The 21,051-nt window shown below is 44.1% G+C and carries 21 protein-coding genes; 15 read left to right on the top strand and 6 right to left on the bottom strand.

The features are described from left to right. The first annotated feature begins 115 nt into the window (after nucleotides 1-115). From ilvG to J5A60_RS00990, 15 genes are all read left to right on the top strand, one after another. Nucleotides 116-1,768, top strand: a complete 1,653-nt coding sequence (gene ilvG, locus J5A60_RS01060; RefSeq protein WP_212510283.1) for an acetolactate synthase 2 catalytic subunit — start codon at nucleotides 116-118, stop codon at nucleotides 1,766-1,768. A gap of 4 nt (nucleotides 1,769-1,772) precedes the next feature. Beyond that, nucleotides 1,773-1,994 carry an acetolactate synthase 2 small subunit gene (gene ilvM, locus J5A60_RS01055; RefSeq protein ID WP_212510282.1) on the top strand — a complete coding sequence of 74 codons (222 nt, stop codon included), beginning with the start codon at nucleotides 1,773-1,775 and terminating at the stop codon, nucleotides 1,992-1,994. Next, nucleotides 1,987-3,096, top strand: coding sequence for a putative phage abortive infection protein (locus tag J5A60_RS01050; RefSeq protein WP_212510281.1), 1,110 nt, complete (start codon nucleotides 1,987-1,989; stop codon nucleotides 3,094-3,096). Before ilvM ends, J5A60_RS01050 begins: the two co-directional genes overlap by 8 nt. A gap of 30 nt (nucleotides 3,097-3,126) precedes the next feature. Continuing rightward, nucleotides 3,127-4,965: a dihydroxy-acid dehydratase gene (gene ilvD, locus J5A60_RS01045; protein WP_212510280.1), complete on the top strand. Its 1,839-nt coding sequence runs from the start codon at nucleotides 3,127-3,129 to the stop codon at nucleotides 4,963-4,965. Nucleotides 4,966-5,101: 136 nt separating this feature from the next. Next, complete coding sequence (locus J5A60_RS01040) at nucleotides 5,102-5,539, top strand: hypothetical protein (protein WP_212510279.1); 438 nt, start codon at nucleotides 5,102-5,104, stop codon at nucleotides 5,537-5,539. Then, nucleotides 5,536-7,077, top strand: a complete 1,542-nt coding sequence (gene ilvA, locus J5A60_RS01035) for a threonine ammonia-lyase, biosynthetic (RefSeq protein WP_212510278.1) — start codon at nucleotides 5,536-5,538, stop codon at nucleotides 7,075-7,077. The genes J5A60_RS01040 and ilvA overlap by 4 nt, the downstream gene beginning before the upstream one ends. Before the next feature lie 158 nt (nucleotides 7,078-7,235). Continuing rightward, complete coding sequence (locus J5A60_RS01030; protein WP_212510277.1) at nucleotides 7,236-8,156, top strand: dialkylrecorsinol condensing enzyme; 921 nt, start codon at nucleotides 7,236-7,238, stop codon at nucleotides 8,154-8,156. Nucleotides 8,157-8,159: 3 nt separating this feature from the next. After that, entirely contained in the window at nucleotides 8,160-9,320 is a 1,161-nt protein-coding gene (locus J5A60_RS01025; RefSeq protein WP_212510276.1) for a beta-ketoacyl-ACP synthase III, read from the top strand. After that, on the top strand, nucleotides 9,310-9,699 hold the full coding sequence (locus J5A60_RS01020; RefSeq protein WP_212510275.1) for a hypothetical protein: 390 nt from the start codon (nucleotides 9,310-9,312) through the stop codon (nucleotides 9,697-9,699). The genes J5A60_RS01025 and J5A60_RS01020 overlap by 11 nt, the downstream gene beginning before the upstream one ends. Nucleotides 9,700-9,776: 77 nt before the next feature. Then, nucleotides 9,777-10,718, top strand: a complete 942-nt coding sequence (locus J5A60_RS01015) for a BtrH N-terminal domain-containing protein (RefSeq protein WP_249113879.1) — start codon at nucleotides 9,777-9,779, stop codon at nucleotides 10,716-10,718. Continuing rightward, on the top strand, nucleotides 10,715-11,437 hold the full coding sequence (locus J5A60_RS01010) for an ABC transporter ATP-binding protein (RefSeq protein WP_212510273.1): 723 nt from the start codon (nucleotides 10,715-10,717) through the stop codon (nucleotides 11,435-11,437). Before J5A60_RS01015 ends, J5A60_RS01010 begins: the two co-directional genes overlap by 4 nt. Further along, nucleotides 11,431-12,672, top strand: a complete 1,242-nt coding sequence (locus J5A60_RS01005) for an ABC transporter permease (RefSeq protein ID WP_212510272.1) — start codon at nucleotides 11,431-11,433, stop codon at nucleotides 12,670-12,672. Before J5A60_RS01010 ends, J5A60_RS01005 begins: the two co-directional genes overlap by 7 nt. Then, nucleotides 12,672-12,962: a phosphopantetheine-binding protein gene (locus J5A60_RS01000; RefSeq protein ID WP_212510271.1), complete on the top strand. Its 291-nt coding sequence runs from the start codon at nucleotides 12,672-12,674 to the stop codon at nucleotides 12,960-12,962. The genes J5A60_RS01005 and J5A60_RS01000 overlap by 1 nt, the downstream gene beginning before the upstream one ends. Further along, nucleotides 12,962-13,948 carry a beta-ketoacyl synthase N-terminal-like domain-containing protein gene (locus J5A60_RS00995; protein ID WP_212510270.1) on the top strand — a complete coding sequence of 329 codons (987 nt, stop codon included), beginning with the start codon at nucleotides 12,962-12,964 and terminating at the stop codon, nucleotides 13,946-13,948. The genes J5A60_RS01000 and J5A60_RS00995 overlap by 1 nt, the downstream gene beginning before the upstream one ends. After that, nucleotides 13,945-14,532, top strand: a complete 588-nt coding sequence (locus J5A60_RS00990) for a hypothetical protein (RefSeq protein WP_212510269.1) — start codon at nucleotides 13,945-13,947, stop codon at nucleotides 14,530-14,532. The genes J5A60_RS00995 and J5A60_RS00990 overlap by 4 nt, the downstream gene beginning before the upstream one ends. A 27-nt stretch (nucleotides 14,533-14,559) precedes the next feature. Here the strand turns inward: J5A60_RS00990 and J5A60_RS00985 are convergent, their stop codons facing one another. From J5A60_RS00985 to J5A60_RS00960, 6 genes are read right to left on the bottom strand one after another with little or no spacing between them, the layout of a single operon-like run. After that, nucleotides 14,560-15,804, bottom strand: a complete 1,245-nt coding sequence (locus tag J5A60_RS00985) for a beta-ketoacyl-ACP synthase (protein ID WP_212510268.1) — start codon at nucleotides 15,802-15,804, stop codon at nucleotides 14,560-14,562. A 39-nt stretch (nucleotides 15,805-15,843) separates the two neighbouring features. After that, entirely contained in the window at nucleotides 15,844-16,572 is a 729-nt protein-coding gene (gene fabG, locus J5A60_RS00980; protein WP_212510267.1) for a 3-oxoacyl-ACP reductase FabG, read from the bottom strand. Nucleotides 16,573-16,621: 49 nt separating this feature from the next. Next, the gene (locus J5A60_RS00975) at nucleotides 16,622-17,065 is read right to left on the bottom strand and encodes a dehydratase (protein WP_109128333.1); all 444 of its coding nucleotides are present in this window, start codon (nucleotides 17,063-17,065) and stop codon (nucleotides 16,622-16,624) included. Then, on the bottom strand, nucleotides 17,058-18,281 hold the full coding sequence (locus tag J5A60_RS00970) for a beta-ketoacyl-ACP synthase (RefSeq protein WP_212510266.1): 1,224 nt from the start codon (nucleotides 18,279-18,281) through the stop codon (nucleotides 17,058-17,060). The genes J5A60_RS00975 and J5A60_RS00970 overlap by 8 nt, the downstream gene beginning before the upstream one ends. A 7-nt stretch (nucleotides 18,282-18,288) precedes the next feature. Next, complete coding sequence (locus tag J5A60_RS00965; RefSeq protein ID WP_048750136.1) at nucleotides 18,289-18,765, bottom strand: hypothetical protein; 477 nt, start codon at nucleotides 18,763-18,765, stop codon at nucleotides 18,289-18,291. A gap of 6 nt (nucleotides 18,766-18,771) precedes the next feature. Continuing rightward, nucleotides 18,772-21,045, bottom strand: a complete 2,274-nt coding sequence (locus J5A60_RS00960; protein WP_212510265.1) for an MMPL family transporter — start codon at nucleotides 21,043-21,045, stop codon at nucleotides 18,772-18,774. Nucleotides 21,046-21,051 lie beyond the last annotated feature (6 nt).

Below are 21,051 nucleotides of genomic sequence, written 5' to 3'. Positions count from 1 at the left end.
AAATTTTGCATAAAAATATTTGAGGTTTTCTTGAATTTTTTTAGGAAATGTAATAAAAGATTAAACCTTTCACACGAAAAAAATCACTCCCTAACAATTGAAAACGGCGAAGAATATGAACGGTGCAAATTTAATCATCGAGTGCTTAAAAGCACATCACGTGGATACCATTTTTGGCTATCCCGGCGGTGCCATCATGCCGACCTATGATGCAATTTATGATTCCGGCTTAGACCATTTACTTTGCCGTAACGAACAAGGTGCTGCCATGGCAGCTATTGGTTATGCGCGTGCTTCCGGCAAAGTTGGCGTATGTATTGCCACTTCAGGCCCCGGCGCAACTAATTTGGTCACCGGTTTAGGCGATGCCTTAATGGATTCCATTCCTATCGTTGCCATTACAGGCCAAGTTGCCTCTCCACTTATCGGTACTGACGCCTTTCAGGAAGCAGATGTGCTAGGCTTATCCCTCGCCTGCACCAAACACAGCTTTATCGTACAAAATATCGACGAATTACCGGAAATTATCGCCAAAGCCTTTGAAATCGCCAAAAGTGGCAGACCGGGCCCAGTCTTGATCGATGTACCGAAAGACGTTCAAATTGCGCCAACCACGGCAAAACCTATCGTGAATTCGCCGCCAAAAACGACCGCACTTTGCGACAAACAACTAACCCAGGCACTTGAGTTATTAAAACACGCTAAACGCCCGATGGCGTATATCGGTGGTGGTGTGGGTATGGCAGGCGCCGTGCCGGCATTGCGCTATTTCTTACACACCACCCAAATGCCAAGTATCGTAACCTTAAAAGGGCTTGGCTCAGTATCGCCTGACGATCCTTATTATCTCGGCATGATCGGTATGCACGGCACCAAAGCCGCTAACTACGCCACCCAGGAAGCTGATTTATTGCTCGTGTTCGGTGCGCGTTTTGATGACCGCGTGACGGGCAAACTCGACACCTTCGCGCCACACGCCAAAGTGATTCATGTGGACATCGACGGTGCCGAATTAGGAAAATTACGCCGCCCAGATGTGGCGTTACGTGGCCATCTAATCGCCACGCTGGAAAGTCTCAGCGTGCCGCTTGATATCGCCCCTTGGCAACAAACCGTTGCACAATATAAACAACAATTTGCGTTCAGCTATGGCGAACATAGCGGCGAACAACTCATCAACCCGTTATGGTTGCTCAACAGCATTTCACGCAAAAAAACACCGGAAACTATCATTGTCACCGACGTGGGACAACATCAAATGTGGTCGGCACTACACGTGCAACATCACGCCCCGGAAAACTTCATTACCTCCGCCGGTTTCGGCACCATGGGTTTCGGCTTGCCTGCCGCCATCGGTGCGAAAAAAGCCCGCCCGGAAGATGAAGTGATTTTAGTCAGCGGTGATGGCTCCATCATGATGAACATTCAAGAGCTCGGCTCCATTGGTCGTGGCAAAGCCCCAATTAAAATTGTGTTATTGGATAACCAACGCCTCGGCATGGTGCGCCAATGGCAATCCCTCTTTTTCAATGCCCGTCACAGCAGCACGATTCTAGACGACAACCCGGATTTCGTGGTACTTGCCTCGGCTTTCGGCATTAAAGGGGAACGCATTGATTCCGCCCACCAAGTGGATGCCGCGCTAGAGCGCTTATTCAACAGCCAAGAAGCTTATTTATTGCATATTTGCATCCATTCCGATGAAAACGTGTGGCCGTTAGTGCCGCCGGGCGCGTGCAACGCAGATATGTTGGAAAGTATGGAGTAATCACATGGAACACCAAATCGAACTCACCGCCCAACACCGCCCAGAAGTATTGGAACGCATTCTCCGTGTTGTCCGCCACCGCGGTTTCACCGTGACCCAAATGGATATGCAGCTGATTGACGACAAAGTGCGGTTAAAATTCACCGTAAAATCCGACCGCACTTTGGATTTGTTGGTCAGTCAGTTGGAGAAGTTGCCGGATGTGGTGGAGATTAATAATGGATAAGGAAAGTAAAGAATCTTTTATTGAAAAGAATCTTTGGTGGTTACTTCTTATTATTGGTCTTACATCTCTAGGTATTTACTTTTGGCAATTTCATGGTGGACTAGCAAATAAAAGTGATGAATGGGATCATTTTGGGAGTTACATCGGTGGTATTTTTTCTGGAATGGCTTTTTTAGCGCTTATTGCAGAAATGAGAGCGAATAAAAAGGATAAAAAACTTCAAGAAACACGTTATCAAACTCAGATAGAAGAATTAGAGAAGGAAAAACAAGAGCAAGATAAACGATGGAAAAAAGAGGATTTTGAAAGAACCTTTTTTATGATGCTAGAGCAATTTAATAGAAAATTAAATTCTTTAGAAGAAAATAAATATATAGATCCTGTATATTCCATGATTTTAGAAAGTAAGAATTTTATAGAAACAAGAGCTTGCCTAGAGTACGGCAAGGATCGAAATAATTACTCTAACATAAATCAGTTATTTATAAATTTATATAGAATATTAAAATTTATTGATAATTTTAAGTGGTTAACCACTGAAGATAAAAGAGTTTATTCCAGTTTACTTAGAAGTTATTTATCAAGAAAACTGCTAGTCATATTAGGTTTTCACTTATGTTATAGGAAAGACAACCCTCAATATCTCGATTTTATACGCTTTATAGAGAAATATAACTTCTTTGAGCATATAGGATTATCTATATTAGAAATGGAGTTTTGGAGGAAATATTTATACAGACTAAAGGATTATCTTAATGATGAAAGTGGTGAAAGGCTTTATTGTATCTATTCTTATATGATTAAAAATAAAACTCACCCTTTAAGCATGACAGAAGAAGTTAAATTTCACTTAGAGTATACAGGATCTTTAAAAGATAGATTAATGAATATTATTGATAATAGAATCTCCGGTAAAGAGATTAATGATGATAATCTAATATCAACAACCTCCAATAGCTATTTTTTACAATTTATATTCTTACATTTATTGGCAAATTTTAATAGAGCTTTTGAAGATAATATTGAATATAAAGATATTCAAATATGCTACAAGTTATTTATAGACAAAGTAAAAGAATTTTACCCAGAACATAATATTTAGATATTAAAAACTTACTCGGAGAACTTATTTATGCCAAAACTACGTTCAGCGACCAGCACACAAGGTCGTAATATGGCAGGCGCACGTGCCTTATGGCGTGCCACAGGAATGAAAGAAAATGATTTCGGCAAACCGATTATTGCGGTAGTGAACTCTTTCACCCAATTCGTCCCGGGGCATGTGCATTTAAAAGACATGGGACAACTGGTCGCAGCGGAAATTGAAAAAGCCGGTGGCGTAGCGAAAGAATTCAACACCATTGCGGTGGACGATGGCATTGCCATGGGACACGGCGGGATGCTGTATTCCCTACCAAGCCGTGACTTAATCGCAGACAGCGTGGAATATATGGTGAACGCCCACTGCGCCGATGCCATGGTATGTATTTCCAACTGTGACAAAATCACCCCGGGAATGTTAATGGCGGCAATGCGCTTGAACATCCCGACTATCTTCGTATCAGGCGGTCCAATGGAAGCCGGCAAAACCAAGTTATCGGATCAACTGATTCGTTTAGACTTAGTTGATGCAATGATTGAAGCGGCGGATCCTAATGTCAGTAATGAGCGTATTGATGCCATTGAACGTAGCGCCTGCCCGACTTGCGGTTCCTGCTCCGGTATGTTTACTGCCAACTCCATGAACTGTTTAACAGAAGCGCTCGGTTTAAGCTTACCGGGCAACGGTTCCATGCTTGCCACCCACGCTGACCGCAAAGACTTGTTCTTAAAAGCCGGTCGCCAAATTGTCGAACTGTGCAAACGTTATTACGAACAAGACGACGAAAGCGTATTACCTCGTTCCATCGGCACCTTTGACGCCTTTGAAAACGCCATGAGTTTAGATATCGCCATGGGCGGTTCCAGTAACACCGTTTTACACTTACTTGCCGCAGCGCAAGAAGCCAGCGTAGATTTTAAAATGGCCGATATCGACCGTTTATCTCGTGTCGTGCCTTGCTTAAGTAAAATTGCGCCGAACACCAACAAATACCACATGGAAGACGTACACCGCGCAGGCGGGATTATGGGCTTATTGGGCGAATTGGATCGCGCCGGTTTAATTCACCGCCACACTAAAACCGTGTTGGGCATGACGTTGGAAGAACAATTAAATCAATACGATATCATCCGTAACCAAGACGAAGTATTACACAAATTCTTCCGCGCAGGCCCGGCAGGCATTCGCACCACCCAAGCCTTCTCACAAGATTGTCGTTGGGACAGCGTGGACGATGACCGTGTAAGCGGCTGTATCCGCAACAAAGAAAATGCGATTTCTCAAGAGGGTGGCTTAGCCGTCTTGTTCGGGAACATTGCCGAAGACGGTTGTATCGTCAAAACCGCGGGCGTGGATGAATCTATCTGGAAATTCACTGGTCGAGCCATCGTGTTTGAAAGCCAAGAAGATGCCGTTGCCGGGATTTTAGGTGGCAAAGTCAAAGAAGGCCATGTCGTCGTAATTCGTTATGAAGGCCCGAAAGGCGGCCCGGGCATGCAAGAAATGCTTTATCCAACGAGCTACTTAAAATCCATGGGCTTAGGCAAAAAATGTGCCTTGTTAACAGACGGACGTTTCTCCGGTGGCACATCCGGCTTATCGATTGGTCATGCCTCACCTGAAGCGGCTTCCGGTGGTGCGATTGGTTTAGTACAGGATAACGACATTATCGAAATCGACATTCCAAATCGCACGATTAACCTCAACATCAGCGATGAAGAATTAGCCAAACGCCGCGCCGAACAAGATGCCAAAGGCTGGCAACCGGCTCACCGTGAACGTGAAGTGTCTTTCGCCTTAAAAGTGTTCGGGCATTTCGCGACATCCGCAGATAAAGGCGCAGTGCGTGATAAAAGTCTATTAAAATAAAAAATTGTCGGGACAGGCGTTATGCCTGTCCTTATCAATATCGAACAGGGACAGGTATAAAACCTGTCCCTACAACAAAATTCAATAAAGTGCGGTCATTTTTCTACGTGTTTTGAAAAAATATAGGAAGACTCTAATGGCATTTCTCGATTTGTTTAAGAAAAAAGAAATAGTTAGGATTGGTACATCATCTTATAAGAAAAAGTTAATTGATATTTGGAAGGATAGCATTAATGGAGATGAGAAGTCTTGGGTGCTGTTTGAAAATGGAACTTGCGTTATTTTACTTGAGCCCGAAGAAGATTTAGCAAAACAAGCTAAAGAATTATTAAGTGAATGGGGAAAGGTTCAAATAGCTACACCGTCAGCAGATTTTGGTGTTATCCATTTGGATAATGGCGAAGGATATGCTGTTTCATCTCATCATCCCGAAATTTTTACGCTAGTTTTAAAACAAGATGAATTAGATGAAGATTTCAAAATAGGTCTTGAAGGTCGCTCTAACCGAAATTATGACGCCGAAGAGCTCAATGTCATTCATATCGAAGATAAACGAATAAAAGAAATACTATGAAAACCCTACTCACCAACCCACAACCGAGCCAAAGTGATTATATTAAAGCTATCGTCAAACTTGGCTCCCGTGTTTATGAAGCGGCGACGGTCACACCGTTACAAAAAATGGGCAAATTATCCGACCGTCTGCATAACAATATTTGGATCAAACGTGAAGACCGCCAACCGGTTAACAGCTTCAAGCTACGTGGCGCCTATGCCATGATTTCCACCCTGTCTGATGAACAAAAACAGGCCGGTGTGATTGCCGCTTCGGCAGGCAACCATGCACAAGGCGTGGCATTATCGGCAAAACAACTTGGCTTAAAAGCTCTTATCGTGATGCCACAAAACACTCCAAGCATTAAAGTGGATGCGGTGCGTGGTTTCGGTGGCGAAGTGTTATTGCACGGCGCCAATTTCGATGAAGCCAAGGCCAAAGCCATTGCGCTTTCAAAAGAAAAAAACATGACGTTTATTCCGCCTTTCGACCATCCGTTAGTCATTGCCGGCCAAGGCACATTAGCGATGGAAATGTTGCAACAAGTGGCGGATTTGGATTATGTCTTCGTGCAAGTCGGCGGTGGCGGTTTGGCCGCCGGTGTGGCAATTTTACTCAAACAATTTATGCCGGAAATTAAAGTCATCGGCGTAGAATCTAAAGATTCTGCCTGCCTAACTGCCGCATTAGAAAAAGGTGAACCAACGGATTTAGCACACGTTGGCTTATTCGCCGACGGTGTAGCGGTAAAACGTATCGGTGATGAAACCTTCCGCCTATGCCAACAATACCTCGACGACATGGTACTGGTGGACAGCGATGAAGTCTGTGCCGCGATGAAAGATCTGTTTGAAAACGTCCGCGCCGTATCCGAACCCTCCGGCGCATTAGGCTTAGCCGGTCTGAAAAAATACGTCAAACAGCACAACATTCAAGGCAAAAACATGGCAGCGATTTTGTCCGGCGCCAACTTGAATTTCCATACCCTTCGCTATGTGTCCGAACGTTGCGAAATCGGTGAAAATCGTGAGGCCTTACTTGCCGTGACGATGCCGGAACAGCCGGGTAGCTTCTTAAAATTCGTCCACGTACTAGGCAGTCGCGCTGTGACGGAATTCAGTTACCGTTATGCCGATGATAAACGCGCCTGCATCTTTGTAGGGGTTCGCACCGCAGATGAACAAGAAAAAGCGGATATTATCGCTGATCTCACGCAAAACGGTTTTGATGTAGAAGACATGTCTGATGACGACATCGCCAAAACCCACGTGCGTTATTTAATGGGCGGGCGGGTCGCGAATCACGGCGAACGCCTTTATACCTTTGAGTTTCCGGAACAAAAAGGCGCCTTGTTGAAATTCCTTGAAACGCTACAAAATCGTTGGAATATCTCACTCTTCCACTATCGCGCTCACGGTGCCGACTATGGCAATATCCTCGCAGGATTTCAGTTGGAACAAAGCGATGTCGCCGAGCTTGAAAGCGCATTAGAAAAACTGGACTACGTCTATCAAGATGTCACAGACAGCAAATCGTATCGTTATTTCTTGCGTTAAAATCCTTTAAAAAAAGACCGCACTTTGCTCTTAAATCATCAAGTGCGGTCTTTTTTTATTGAGGATTTTCTTATAACGTCTCTTTGTAATAGCAATTAAAAATTCATCAAAAGTAGGATAAAATCTAGGCTTTATATTTAGCCTAATATTTCTAACCTATGTCAGACGCTCAAAAACATATTTTAGTGGTTTCTTACTCTCAAACAGGACAGCTTGATGCGCTGACCAGTCATTTTCTTCATCCATTAAAACAACAAGAAAACACCGTGATCGAAGAATATAAAATTCGTCCGCTTCAACCTTATACCTTTCCTTGGAAATTTATTCCATTTTTTAATCAATTTCCGGAATCGGTACACCTAAAGCCGGCACCAATAGAAACACCCGAATTACAACAAAAACACTATGATTTAGTCATCATTGCTTATACGGTTTGGTTCTTGTCGCCCTCACAGCCTATCACCGCCTTTTTGCAATCAGAGCAAGCCAAGATTTTGAAGAATACACCGGTGATCACACTGATCGGCTGTCGCAATATGTGGCTGATGGCACAAGAAAAAATAAAGAAAATGCTGACCGCACTTGATGCGCCTCTTATCGGAAACATTGTAAAAACCGACCAATCCAATTCGTGGGCCAGTTTTATCACCACACCGGCGTGGATGTTAAGTGGAAAGAAATGTTATTTTTCATGGCTCCCTAGTGCCGGCATTAGCGATGATGAACTGCATGATATGCAACGCTTTGGCACTAAATTGGCCGAAACCTTGAATGCAGACCAACCGCTCAATAACGCGCTCTTTCGTCACATGGGTGCGGTCAAAATTGACGAAAAACTGATGATGAGTGAGAAAGTCGGTCATCGTAGTTTCTATTTGTGGGGCAAATTGCTGTTAAAGTGCGGTCAAATTTCACCGCGTTTTCGCCATGTTGTGCTCTATTTTTATATTCTCTTTTTAATTATACTGATCCTCACGGTCGTGCCGCTCTCTGCGGTCATCAAACGCTTACTTAAACCATTATTAAAAGAAAAATTAGCGCGTCAGAAACGCTATTTTGCCGAACCTTCAGGGGAATAAATCTTGACTGCATTAGCCGATGTTTACATTAACCGAGTCGCTGCTTTTTTACCCAATGCGCCTGTGGATAACGATCACATGGAACACGTATTGGGCATGGTAGGCGATACGCCGTCCCGTGTACGCAAAATGATTTTGCGTTCCAATGCCATCAAAACTCGTCATTACGCAATTGATCCAGCGACACGAGAAACCACACACACCGGCACGGAATTAGCGGTTGAAGCAATCAACGGGTTAATTGCACAAGGGATGAATGTTAATGACGTCAGCTGTCTTGCTTGCGGCACCTCCTATCCTGATCAAGTCATGCCCGGTCAAGGCGTTATGGTGCATGGTTTAATCCCAAATGCACCGGCTTATGAAGTGCTCACGACAGCAGGAGTTTGCGTGGCGGGCATGGCAGCGATGAAACATGCGTATAACGCCATTCGCACAGGCGAGCATCAAGGCGCTATTGCCGTGGCCTCTGAAACGGCTTCCGCCATTATGCGGGGTGAACATTTCCAAGCGGAAATCAACCAAAAACAATTGGAAGACGCCAAACCCGAAATCGGTTTTGAAAAAGATTTCTTACGTTGGATGTTGTCTGATGGCGCGGGAGCAGTGCAATTAAGCCATCAACCGAACGCACAAGGCGTTAGCCTGAAAATTCACTGGATTGACCTGATTTCCTATGCCAATGAAATGCCGGTGTGCATGTATGCCGGCGCAGAAATTCAAGACACGCGATTTATCAGCTGGAAAAACGTCACTAAGGATGAGCGCGACGCACGCAGTTTCATGTCGGTTAAACAAGATGTCAAATTGCTCAACAAAAATATTGTGCGTTGCACGGTGGAAAATGCCCTGTTGCGTTTAATCAAAAAACATCGTTTGAAAGCCGAAGATATTGATTATTTCCTGCCGCATTATTCTTCCGGTTTTTTCCGTGGCAAATTGCTGGAAGGACTGAAAAATATCAATTTCGTTATTCCACAAGAGAAGTGGTTTACCAATTTGGAAACCAAAGGGAATACCGGTTCAGCTTCCATCTACATCATTCTTCAGGAATTTTTAGAGAAATATCCGCTAAAAAACGGACAAAAAGTGTTGTGTTATATTCCGGAAAGCGGGCGTTTTTCATCCTGTTTTATGTTGCTTGAGGTCGTCAATGGAAATTAACGATATCCCGCAAGACAACAGCAAAATCTTTCGCGGGCAACGCAAAGTAGTCTATGCCACCCAAGATGGCAACTACCAAACCGCCACGTCGAACGGCTGGGAAACGGAAGAATTCGCGACAGAACAAGCGGTGGAAGAACTCAATCAACTTACTAACGAAGCGTTAGACGCCGTAAAACGCGGCGAAAAGTCACCGCTCTTTTATTATATGTACCGTTATCGTTTTGACCTCCCCAGCCTCGCTCAAGCCACAGGCTTCTGGCAATGGCAAATCAAACGACATTTTAAACCAAGTGTCTTTGAGAAACTGTCGGATAATGTATTGGCTAAATATGCAGAAGCATTTGGCGTATCAACTTCAACATTAAAAACGATCTAAATAAAAATCACAGTTATATATTAATTCCTATGAACAATTTCCAGCATCAGCACACGGCTCACTGCGAAAGTGGTGTTATGTCCACTATGTTGAAAGCGCAAGGTGTCGATTTTAACGAAGCGATGGTATTCGGTTTGGCATCGGCGTTGACCTTTGTTTATATTCCGTTGGTTAAAATTAACGGATTGCCGCTGATTTCCTATCGAATGCCGCCACGTTCCATTATCAAAAGGCTATCAAAGCAGTTGAAAGTGCGGTTGAAAATGCAAAAGTTTCGTTCGCCACAAGCCGGACAGCAAGCGTTAGATCAAGCACTTGCCGAAGAAAAGTTGGTCGGTTTACAAACCTCTGTTTTCTGGTTGCCTTATTTCCCGCCTGAAATGCGTTTTCATTTTAATGCGCACAATTTAATCGTATATGGCAAAGAACAAAACGATTACCTGATTAGCGATCCCGTATTTGAAAACGTACAACGTTGTACCGCAGAAGATTTGCAACGGGCACGTTTTGCGAAGGGCGCATTAGCGCCGAAAGGGTTGATGTATTATTTTGAAAATCAACCTGATTTAACACAAATTGACTTACCAAACCTCATCCGTAAAGCCATTCGTAAAAATGCCAAACAAATGTTGGCTCCGCTCTTTTTCGTAGGTGTAAAAGGCATTCGTACCGTTGCCAAGCAAATTGAAAAACTGGCAACGCATCCTTCGGAAAAATACAAACGCTTATACCTCGGTCATATCGTGCGTATGCAAGAAGAAATCGGCACCGGCGGCGCAGGTTTCCGTTATTTATACGCCTATTTCCTTGAACAAGCTGCCAATATCTGCCAAGAGCCTAAATACAAACAAGCCTCCGAACACATGACGGAAATCGGCGATATGTGGCGCCAATTCGCGGGCTTATGTGTGAAGCAATGCAAAAAGCCAACAACGGAAGGCTATAAAACAGTAGCGGACTATTTGCGAAAGATTGCGAATAAAGAACAATACATTTGGCAAACCTTACGTAATTTATGATTCAAATAAACCATCTTAGCCATCACTACCCCAACGCGGAAAAGAACGCATTAAGTGCGGTCAGTTTTCGCATTGAATCTGCTTCTACCGTAGGCCTACTTGGCCCTAATGGTGCAGGAAAAACGACCTTAATGTCCCTGCTTGCAGGGCTGCAATCCGTACAACAAGGAGAGATTTATTTTGATGGCGTGCCTTTGGCGAAATTGAGCAAGAAACAGCGCCATCAGATTTCCTTGGTGCCACAGGATTTTGCTTTTTATCCGTTGCTGACGGTTTGGGAAAATCTGACATTTTTTGCATCATTGTATGATGTTCGGGATAAAAGCTATTTGTTGGAATTATTGACCAAAGTAGATTTAGTGGCGCATAAAAACAAGCTGGCGAAGCATTTATCCGGCGGATTAAAACGCCGTTTAAATTTTGCTATTGGTTTAATTAATCGCCCAAAAGTGATTTTTCTCGATGAAATCACCGTGGGGATTGATCCGCAATCCCGTCAGTTTATTTTAGATAGCGTAGCGGCGTTGAAACAGCAAGGTGTGACGGTGATTTATACCTCTCATTATTTGCAAGAAATTGAGCAATTATGTGACAAATTAGTGCTGTTAAATGAAGGCAATCTCATTTATCAAGGCACGGTACAAGGCATTTTAGAAGAAGGGCAAAGTCTGGAACGTTTTTATTTAGATTTTTTAAATAAGGCGGGAAAAACATGTTAATTGCATCGATTATCAAAGAAATGCGCCTATTAAGCCGTGATCTGCATGGTGTTGCCGTATTATTTATTATGCCGATTTTGTTTATGTTAATTATGTCGGCCGCCTTGAGTAACGATAATGCGTTAAGCAATCGCTCGGAAATCGTGTTGTTAAGTGAAAAAAATCAACTAAATGATGATTTCTTAGCCAAGCTCAAACAAGAAAACCTCGCCGTAAAACAAGCGCCGCTATCAGAATTAACACAATATCAAGCTGACCTACAAGCGGGTAAGTTTGATTTATTGATTTTAAATCCGAATGAAAAACAGACCGCACTTTCAGAAGAACACGCCTTACAGCTTTGGTTAAACCCAAGCGTAGATCGCAGTTGGCTACTGGGTGTGAAAGGTGTGTTGCAAAAGCATTATTCGCAACTGCGTTTAAACGATTATTTGGCAGACAATCACATTACGTTAGAAAATAACAATCGTAAGCCAATCAAAGAGATTCAAAATAAAGTCAATCAAGAACTGGACAGCAAATTCGCGCAAATTAACGATTATCTTGCGAAAGATTTGTGGCAAGAAATTTATGTGAACCGCCATGGCAAGGAAGTCAGCAAACCTAGCTCGGTACAACATAGTGTGCCTGCGTGGCTGATTTTTGGCATGTTCTTTATTATGATTCCGCTTTCCAATGTGATGGCGATGGAACGCCAAACCAACACGCTGACTCGGTTGCGTATGGCGCGAGCTTCTGCATTGAGTTTGATTATTGCCAAGCTAATTCCTTATTTTCTCATCAACCAATTACAATTTGTCGGCATGGTGGCGCTAGGTTATTTTGTTTTGCCTGCACTAGATATGCCTGCGTTTACGCTTTCCGGAAGTTGGTTGCCTTATTTTGTCTTATCCGCTGCAGTAAGCCTTGCTGCACTAGGCTACGGATTGTTAATCAGTGTGCTGGCAAGAACGACCGAACACGCCGTCGTGTTGGGCGGTGGCGGTATTATTATCATGGCGGCTATTGGCGGTATTATGGTGCCGGTGTATGTCATGCCGGAAATCATGCAAACCATTGCTCAATTTTCCCCTATGGGTTGGGCATTAAGCGGTTTTCAAAATTTACTGTTAAACCAATATCACCTCAGCCAAATTCAACAACCGCTCTATTTATTAAGTGGCTTTGGTGCGATAACGTTACTTTTTGCCACGCTGATTTATCAACAACAATTAACCAAACAAGCGAGATTCTAATGGCTTATCTTTTCACGCTGGAATACCCGGCATTAGAACAAGAACTCAAAAAACTGATTATCCAAGAAACAGAAAAAGACGAATTTGACCCAATGGAAATCAGCGATGATGAATGGCTTTTCGGTGAACAAAGCCGCATTCAGTTGGATTCTTTAGATGCCTTGCAGGTCGTTGTAGCATTACAAGCACATTTTGGCGTGCGATTACAGGGAGATCGTATGGTGCGCAAACACATGATGAACATACACGATCTTGCCGCCTTTATTCGTGAACAACACCAAAAAGCCTGATGAACGTTTATCTCACCGCGGCTTCTGCCAAATTTGCCAATCATCTCGGGCAACGAACCTCTCATATGTTGGGGCAACCGCTTCATTTTCCTTATTTCAACGCGTTTGATGAGGCGTTGCTCTCTCTTGAACAACTCTCTGCCTATTTTAATGTAGAAATCGACCGCACTTTACAACTGGCAGGCTGGGATAAAAGCGAATTGAAAAACATCCCCATTTTGCTCGGTTCAACAGCCTATGTGATCAGCAATTGCGAGGCCCGTTTAGCTAATCATCTTCCTTTGCCGGAACAACACAGCCTGGCAGTCATTGCCGATGATTTACGCCGACGTTATCAAACTGAGGTCTTTAGCTTCGCAACCTCTTGCACCTCCTCTGCGCAAGCGATGGGATATGCTTACAAAATGCTACAAAACGGTCTGTATGAAAAAGCTTTGGTCATCGGGTTTGAAACATTTAATCGCCTGACATTTGAGCATTTTCAAGCAATGAATTTGTTATCGCAGGACGCACAATATTTGCCGTTAATCCAACCAACAGGCATTGTGCTAGGCGAAGGCATCGGTTGTGTCGCCTTATCTGTTCAACCTAATCCGCAATGCTCCTGTGAACTATTGGGTGTGGTCACGCTAACTGACAATGAAAACCTAACAAACAGTAGCGAGTCCGCATTACGTCACCTGATTCACGCCTGCTTAAACAAAGCCAATTTATCTCCTACGCACATTAATGGGGTGAAAGTACACGGCGTTGGTGGAAATATCGATGAAATGGAGCTCCGTGTTTTACAAGACCTCTTCCCGCACGCGCAACAGCTTTCACTGAAAGCGCGAATGGGGCACACGCTCGGCGCCAGCGGTGCATTAGAAAGCGCATTTTTGTTCGAGCAATTTAAAAATAATGATCAAAAGTGCGGTTATTTTTTAAATTATTTCTTAGGCTTTGGCGGCAGCAATATTGCTTGGGTACTTAAGGTGGGGCAATGACGTATTATATTCAGCAAATCCATCACTTCAGTGGTAACCAAAAAGATGACAAGTCCTTGCGTCAAGAATTGAAAACCTACAGCGTAGATGCTCGTCGTTTAAGTCGGTTTACGCAACTTGCCTTACTTGGCGCCCTTCCTCTCAAGGCTTATTTAGCAGAAAAAAGTGGGATTTACTTAGGTTCTCCATTTAATTCGCCAAGCAAATTCGACAAAATGTTCCACCAACTGACGGCACAAAATCTACCAAGTCCGTTGGATTTCATGGCGAACATTAACAATGCGGCGGCCTTCCAACTGGCGCAAACCTTACAAATTAACGGAAATTCGCTCTTCTTGGCGGTCAATCAACACACTATTTGGCAACCATTACAACTGGCATTATTGGATTTAGAACAGGACACAATACCATCTGCTCTCGTCGGTTGGGTATTAGAAACGGATAACGAACAACAAGAAGGCGCCTGTTTTTGGGTGATATCGAAAGACGCTAAAAGTGCGGTCAAAAAATTAGCTGTTTTACCTAGCACTGATAACATGAAAGAAAAGGATTTTTTATCTCTAGTGCAAACGGCACTTTACTAGGTCGGGCGCAGAACCCGACCTTACACATTAACCCTGCCAGCGTTTAAAAATTAACGATGTATTCACACCGCCAAAAGCAAAGTTATTATTCATGACATAATCCGTGTCAATATAACGGCCGTCACCTTGAATATAATCTAGCTTGCCGCAACGCTCATCAATATGATCTAGATTAATGGTTGGCGCAAACCAGCCATCACGCATCATTTCAATGGAAAACCAAGACTCTAATGCGCCGCAAGCCCCCAATGTGTGGCCTAAATAACTTTTTTGCGAGCTTAACGGAATGTGACCGAATACGGCTTCTGTCGCGAGCGTTTCTGCAATATCACCTTGTTCTGTTGCTGTACCATGCCCATTCACATAACCAATATTTTCCGGAGATAAACGGGCATCTTTTAACGCCAATTCCATGCAACGTTGCATGGTGTCTTTTTGCGGGCGGGTCACATGCGCACCATCACTATTCGCCCCATAGCCCACGACTTCTGCAATAATATTAGCATTACGGGCAAGGGCGTGCTCCAACTCCTCGAGGACAAAAATCCCGGCCCCCTCACCAATAACCAAACCATCACGATCTTTATCATAAGGACGTGGTGTTTTGTCCGGATTGGCATTATTGCGGCTGGCCGCATATAAAGAATCAAACACATAGACTTCCGACGGGCAAAACTCCTCCGCACCGCCAGCCAACATCATGGGAATTAAACCGTATTTTATAGATTCATAAGCGTAGCCGATACCTTGGCTACCGGAAGAACACGCGCTAGAAGTAGGAATAATTCGTCCGGTCAAACCGAAAAAAATACCGATATTGGCGGCGGCGGTATGCGGCATCATGCGTACATAAGTATTTGCATTAAAACCGTCAGATTTCCCAGTCATAAGTAGCTCTGCCGCATCACGCACATCATTGGTAGAGCCTGTCGAAGAACCACAAGCAACGCCCATTCTGCCATCCTTTAAATAAGCCAGAATTTCGCCATTTTCATCCAATAATCCCGCATTTGCTAACGCATTTTCAGCGGCTTCCACAGCAAGTTGAGAGACGCGTCCTAAACTGCGTAATTGTTTGCGATTCCAATGTTTCGGTGGCTCATACCCTAAAATTTCGGCGCCCAGATTAGCGCCCAACTCAGGATAACGTTCTGCCCATTCTGTTTTTGCCTGTACCGCATTTTGTTTGCGTTGGAAAGCCGCTTTGACAGACGACCATTTCTTACCAAAGGCAGTAACGGCGCCGATTCCCGTAATCACAACTCGTTTCATTAATTTATCTCTTTGACGTCTTCATGGTTTCTAGATGCGCTAACATAAACCGCCATTCACGGCGATCACTTGGCGGGTGATGTAAGCTGCCTTTTCATCCATGAGAAAATCTACCGCATGTGCCACTTCTTCCGGCTCGCCCATTCGCCCTGCCGGAATCATTTTTAGAATCTCATCAATAGGCACATTTTCATCCAGAATATCCGTATCAATTAATCCCGGTGCCACACAGTTTACGGTAATTTTACGTTTTGCTAATTCCACTGCAAGCGCCTTCGCCGCACCGATAATCCCGGCTTTGGAAGCACTATAATTGACCTGACCACGATTGCCGATTAAGCCAGAAACCGATGTAATACAAACAATACGCCCTGCTTTGCGGCGACGAATCATAGGCATCATAATCGGATGTAATACATTGTAAAAACCATCCAAATTCGTACGCAATACTTGATCCCAGTCCTCTTCGGTTAAGGCTGGAAATGCGTTATCACGGGTGAGTCCTGCATTCAGCACCACACCGTAATAAGCGCCGTTCTCTTCCACATCGGCAAGTAGCTTTTCTGCGACCTCCGCGCGATGACTGACATCAAACTGCAATACGCGAGCACGTTGCCCCAATTCACGAACAGCCTGAGCAACCTCTTCCGCCTCTTCCACTCGACTACGGCAATGTACCACAATATCAAAGCCTGACTGTGCCAACTGTAAGGCAATCGCCTTGCCAATACCTCGGCTAGAACCTGTGATTAAAACTGTTTCACTCATATAAATTCCTTAGATTAGATAAAAAGTGCGGTGGTTTTTAGCGATGAATTTACGCTTGCGGTCTGAAGACATTTAATGCGCCTTCCACGATAATCTGTTGACTGTTAGCATCGATTAATTGGCAATCGAACACGCCAAAACCGGAGGCATCTTCAATGGAAAGCTTAATTTGAATACGTAATTTACTGCCCATAGCAATATAAGGCTGATGAATACTTAATTTACGCGAACCCAGCCAGTACCCTAATCCGATGGGTTTTCCGAGTTGCGCACATTTACAGCCATCCCAGGCGGCAACGCCTTGCGCCATAATTTCCGCCCCTAAAAAACTAGGCAATCTTTCACCACGAAGAAAAACGTTATCCGGTCTAACCTCCATCTCGGCAATCAAAAAATCTGTACCAAAATCAAGAATTCTGTCCAGCATAATCATTTTGCCACTGTGCGGCACCAAAGGTGCAATGTCTGTTATCGGACAGGTTAAATCAGGCATGTCGTTCCCCTAAAATCAATACGGTATTATTTCCACCAAAAGCAAAAGAACTGCTCGCGCCAATGCGTTGTGACTTAGCCCACTGACTTTGTTCATGGGTGATATTTATTACCGGCAATACGACATCGGTCTGATGATCCCACAATTGTGCCGGCAACTTACCTGTTGGATTTAATGTGCGATCGATAATGCCCCATACAATCGCAGCCTCTACAGCCCCAGCCGCGCCAAGAGTATGCCCTGTATAGGGTTTAGTTGTAGTACATGGCGTGTCATCGCCAAACACCTGATGAACCGCTAAGGTTTCCATTTGGTCGTTATGCACCGTGCCTGTGCCGTGTAAATTAATCCAGCCGATCTCATCCGCCGTTAAATTGGCTGAATCCAATGCCGCGCGAAACGCAGCAATCGCGCCCTCACCTTCAGGATGCGGAGACGACATATGATAAGCATCGCTGCTTGCGCCGTAACCTAACAACGCAATGTTGCTTTCTTCTAATTTTTCTCGTGTCATGATAAAAACAGCGGCGCCTTCACCAAGATTGATGCCATCGCGATTAACCGAAAGCGGGTTAGAACGTTTATCAGACAACACGGACAAAGAGGAAAAACCACTGATCGTGAGAGGCGAAAGTTCATCTACCCCACCGCAAATCACCGCATCACACAAGCCGGCATTTAACAAACGCGCGGCACTGATTAAGGCTTTTGCGCCGGAAGTACAGGCAGTAGAAATACCGTAAGTTAGCCCTTCCAAACCATATTGGTAGGCGACAAAATCAGCTGGTGCGGAAAAATATTGTTGCTGTTGTTTAAAGCGTTCACTCGACCAATCATGATGCTGTGCCGCATATTTAAACACCGGAATATTTTCATCAACGCCAGTTGTCGATGTGCCAATTACTACGGCAATACGATGTTTTCCAAAACGTTGAATGACTGACGCGATCTGATCTTCTATTTGCGCCAAACAATGCCACAGTAATTGATTGTTACGGCTCACATGGATTTCCGGTAAATTCTGTGGGAAAGGACGTAAAGGAACATTCACTTCGCCAAAGACACGTGGTTTTCCTTCTAGCCCATAAATATGAAAAGCACGCTCGGAAAGTTTTAGTGGCGAATCCTCGGCATTGAGTAAATGCAGAACATGTCTCTCGATACCTTCACCTAGACTACTTAGGATTGCCGGTTTGCTTAAATAAAGTGCGGTCATTTTTCTCTTAATTTAGTTCCTCGATTCGCCAATGGCTATGATCCGACAAATCGATTTCAATCATGGATGGCAATTGTCTGATTTGCCATACTTTTTTCTGTTTAACAAAATAATCTGCGCCGTTTGAAATAGGCTGAACAGCGCTAAAATCAAATAAAGGTTGCTGCGGGTTTAACGCCGTAGAAAGGGCGGAAAAGAGCTGACGAGCCTGTTGATTCGGCATAACAAAACCGTCATTTTGCCACCCTTGTTTAGTTAAAATCACTCTCGCTAACGGTGCACCAAGCGGATCTGTCTGCACCCAACGCCATTGTTGCGCATCCATTTGTAAGGTTAACAAACTGGCTTGCTGTAATTGATTTTCAGCCGTCACTTGTTCGACTTTAAAGATTCGGATGCCTTGATGCGCGGGCAACTGTTTTACCGTGGGTAATGTGCTACACGCCGTTAGCATGGCAAAAAAGAGAATTAAACAATATTTCATACTTCCTTACCGCAACATTTTAAACGTAATGATAACACTGAATAGCACACCAAGACTGACGCTTAAACCAAAAGAGGCGACAGCAGGTGTCGAGCTTAAACCCAGTAAAACAAAGGAAATGAGCGTTGTGGTTGCCGCCAATAATACCGCAATGTACTTACCGTATAAAGGCTCATTTGCCGTTTGCATATAGGCGGTATAATCAATCCCAATGGCAGACACCAATAACAAGCCGAACATCGTAAATAAACTGATTGGCCAGCCTACCCAGCCGAAAATGGCTATCGTCAACACAATGGCACATAATGGTGGCAATAACATGGTCACCGTCTTTTTCACACCAAAGAAACGCCATAACAATAAACCGGCAAACAAAAATGACATTGCTTTAAGCCAGGCTGCCTGATCACGGGTGGCTTGAAATGCTTGATTCAAATGCGATCGTTTATCCGTCCAAAAGATATCTTGCTGATTAGCCAAATTTTCAAACGGAAAGGCCGATTGACCAACAATCTGAACGATACCTGCAACTTTCCCAGGCACCAAATGACCTAAATATAATGTTTGCCACGCCTGCCCGATTTGTTGCTGCAAGGCAGAAGACAAGGATATAGGCGTTTCTGTACCTAACGCCAGCAAAGCGGTTTGGATGGTTTCCGGCGGAATCCCAATATCCTGCAACACAGCATAATCTTGCGGATGAACTGTCGCAGCAAGCTGCTGAATAAATTGCTGCTGTTGGTTTGTGGACATAAGCCATTGAGATAAGGCTCGGTACGGAATATTTTGCGCCTCTAGTTGCTGAGTCAAGACAGTCTCTTTTTCCAGTAATTCATCATCATTCTCTGCAAGCACCAAGAAATAACGATTCCCTAAGTCAATGCCCGTTAACTCACTGATTTGCTTGGCCTCCATCAGCATTCCCTGCGGCATCGCAACCCATTCGCGAATATCATCGCGCCAACTTGATTGAAACAACCCCACCACAACAAAAAGCAAAGCCGTGATTTTCGCAAAAATGCCGAATTTGTAGTGTAAAAACATCGTAAAAATCGACCGCACTTTAGGGCGGAAAGGTAAAGGTTTACCCTGATAATGACGGAATAGTGGCGGCAAAAAGAGCAAGGTCGCTAACATAGCAGCAATCAGCGCTACGGCAGAAAAAAGTGCGGTTTGTTTTAATACCGGAAGCACCGTAAAACCCAACAAGCCATAGCCAAGCAACGTCACCAATAGGCTAATCAAAAAGGTAAAGCGCAATTTCCGCATGGTCTGCGCGGCATTCCAGACAAGATGAAAAAGTGAAGATGAAAGCCAATGGAGCGGGAAATCAATGAGCACACCGATTAAGCTGGTGCCGATAACAAGGGTTAGAATATGAATTTGTCCAAATGCGTACACCGTTGCCGTCACGCCACTTAACATACCGGCTAAGATCGGCAAAAACAACCAAAGCACACGAAAGGTTCGAAACGTAAATAGTAACAACAATAAGGTCAGGCTAATGCCCAAGATACTCATGAATGTGCTTTCTTGTTCTGCTTTCACTTTGGCATGAGCCGCAAATAATGGCGCACCGGCAGCACGCATTTGCCCTTTATTTTCTTCAATTTGAAGACGATTTTGCGCCAAAAGTGCGGTCAAATTAACAGATGGATTAATCAAACTACTCTGTCGCAATACGCCTCGTAACAACACCCATGTTTGATCATTTTCCGTCACATAAAGCATGCCATTTGTCGCATTCCATTGAAGACGACTTTGTATTTGCGCCTGTGGCAAAACAAAACGCCCTAATCCCAACCAATCTTGCTCTAAAGACAATAAATTGTTTTGCGTAAAAGGATTGAGCAATTGTTCCGCATATTGTTGGAAGTAAAGTTGGGGTGCCGTTAATAACTGCTGACGAATCTCTTGAGGCAAGGTGGCTAAACGTAGATGTTTGATTTCATTACGTAGCACATCGATATCCGGTTGCATTCGGTCATTGACCTGAGCAAACAACCCACTTTCCTGCCATTGCTGTGCCACCGACGCATTCAGTTTAAAGGCTGTTTGTGCATCAGCGTGTCCCACAAGTAAAATCACTTGTTGATTGAGTTGTTCTTCTTGATGTTGATCCGCCTTCACTTGCCAAGATGACCAGCCTTGTTCTTGCGGCAATAAAGCGCGCAAATCCGTTTGTAGCCAATGGCCTTGCTTCACAGCGTAGCCAAACAGCCACAACGTGATCAGTAAAAATGAGGCATAAAGAAAGGCAAGTGCGGTGGATTTTTTCATCGTTTT

Origin of the sequence: Aggregatibacter sp. oral taxon 513 (genome assembly GCF_018128305.1) — a bacterium.
Classification (GTDB): domain Bacteria; phylum Pseudomonadota; class Gammaproteobacteria; order Enterobacterales; family Pasteurellaceae; genus Aggregatibacter; species Aggregatibacter segnis_A.
The sequence above is the reverse complement of the archived record's forward strand: the minus strand, read 5'-3'. Positions and strand labels throughout refer to the sequence as shown.

Coding starts and splice junctions, on each gene's coding strand:
- ilvG (WP_212510283.1), top strand. CDS start 116: ATGAACGGTGCAAATTTAATCATCGAGTGCTTAAAAGCACATCACGTG.
- ilvM (WP_212510282.1), top strand. CDS start 1,773: ATGGAACACCAAATCGAACTCACCGCCCAACACCGCCCAGAAGTATTG.
- J5A60_RS01050 (WP_212510281.1), top strand. CDS start 1,987: ATGGATAAGGAAAGTAAAGAATCTTTTATTGAAAAGAATCTTTGGTGG.
- ilvD (WP_212510280.1), top strand. CDS start 3,127: ATGCCAAAACTACGTTCAGCGACCAGCACACAAGGTCGTAATATGGCA.
- J5A60_RS01040 (WP_212510279.1), top strand. CDS start 5,102: ATGGCATTTCTCGATTTGTTTAAGAAAAAAGAAATAGTTAGGATTGGT.
- ilvA (WP_212510278.1), top strand. CDS start 5,536: ATGAAAACCCTACTCACCAACCCACAACCGAGCCAAAGTGATTATATT.
- J5A60_RS01030 (WP_212510277.1), top strand. CDS start 7,236: ATGTCAGACGCTCAAAAACATATTTTAGTGGTTTCTTACTCTCAAACA.
- J5A60_RS01020 (WP_212510275.1), top strand. CDS start 9,310: ATGGAAATTAACGATATCCCGCAAGACAACAGCAAAATCTTTCGCGGG.
- J5A60_RS01015 (WP_249113879.1), top strand. CDS start 9,777: ATGTCCACTATGTTGAAAGCGCAAGGTGTCGATTTTAACGAAGCGATG.
- J5A60_RS01010 (WP_212510273.1), top strand. CDS start 10,715: ATGATTCAAATAAACCATCTTAGCCATCACTACCCCAACGCGGAAAAG.
- J5A60_RS01005 (WP_212510272.1), top strand. CDS start 11,431: ATGTTAATTGCATCGATTATCAAAGAAATGCGCCTATTAAGCCGTGAT.
- J5A60_RS01000 (WP_212510271.1), top strand. CDS start 12,672: ATGGCTTATCTTTTCACGCTGGAATACCCGGCATTAGAACAAGAACTC.
- J5A60_RS00995 (WP_212510270.1), top strand. CDS start 12,962: ATGAACGTTTATCTCACCGCGGCTTCTGCCAAATTTGCCAATCATCTC.
- J5A60_RS00990 (WP_212510269.1), top strand. CDS start 13,945: ATGACGTATTATATTCAGCAAATCCATCACTTCAGTGGTAACCAAAAA.
- J5A60_RS00985 (WP_212510268.1), bottom strand. CDS start 15,804: ATGAAACGAGTTGTGATTACGGGAATCGGCGCCGTTACTGCCTTTGGT.
- fabG (WP_212510267.1), bottom strand. CDS start 16,572: ATGAGTGAAACAGTTTTAATCACAGGTTCTAGCCGAGGTATTGGCAAG.
- J5A60_RS00975 (WP_109128333.1), bottom strand. CDS start 17,065: ATGCCTGATTTAACCTGTCCGATAACAGACATTGCACCTTTGGTGCCG.
- J5A60_RS00970 (WP_212510266.1), bottom strand. CDS start 18,281: ATGACCGCACTTTATTTAAGCAAACCGGCAATCCTAAGTAGTCTAGGT.
- J5A60_RS00965 (WP_048750136.1), bottom strand. CDS start 18,765: ATGAAATATTGTTTAATTCTCTTTTTTGCCATGCTAACGGCGTGTAGC.
- J5A60_RS00960 (WP_212510265.1), bottom strand. CDS start 21,045: ATGAAAAAATCCACCGCACTTGCCTTTCTTTATGCCTCATTTTTACTG.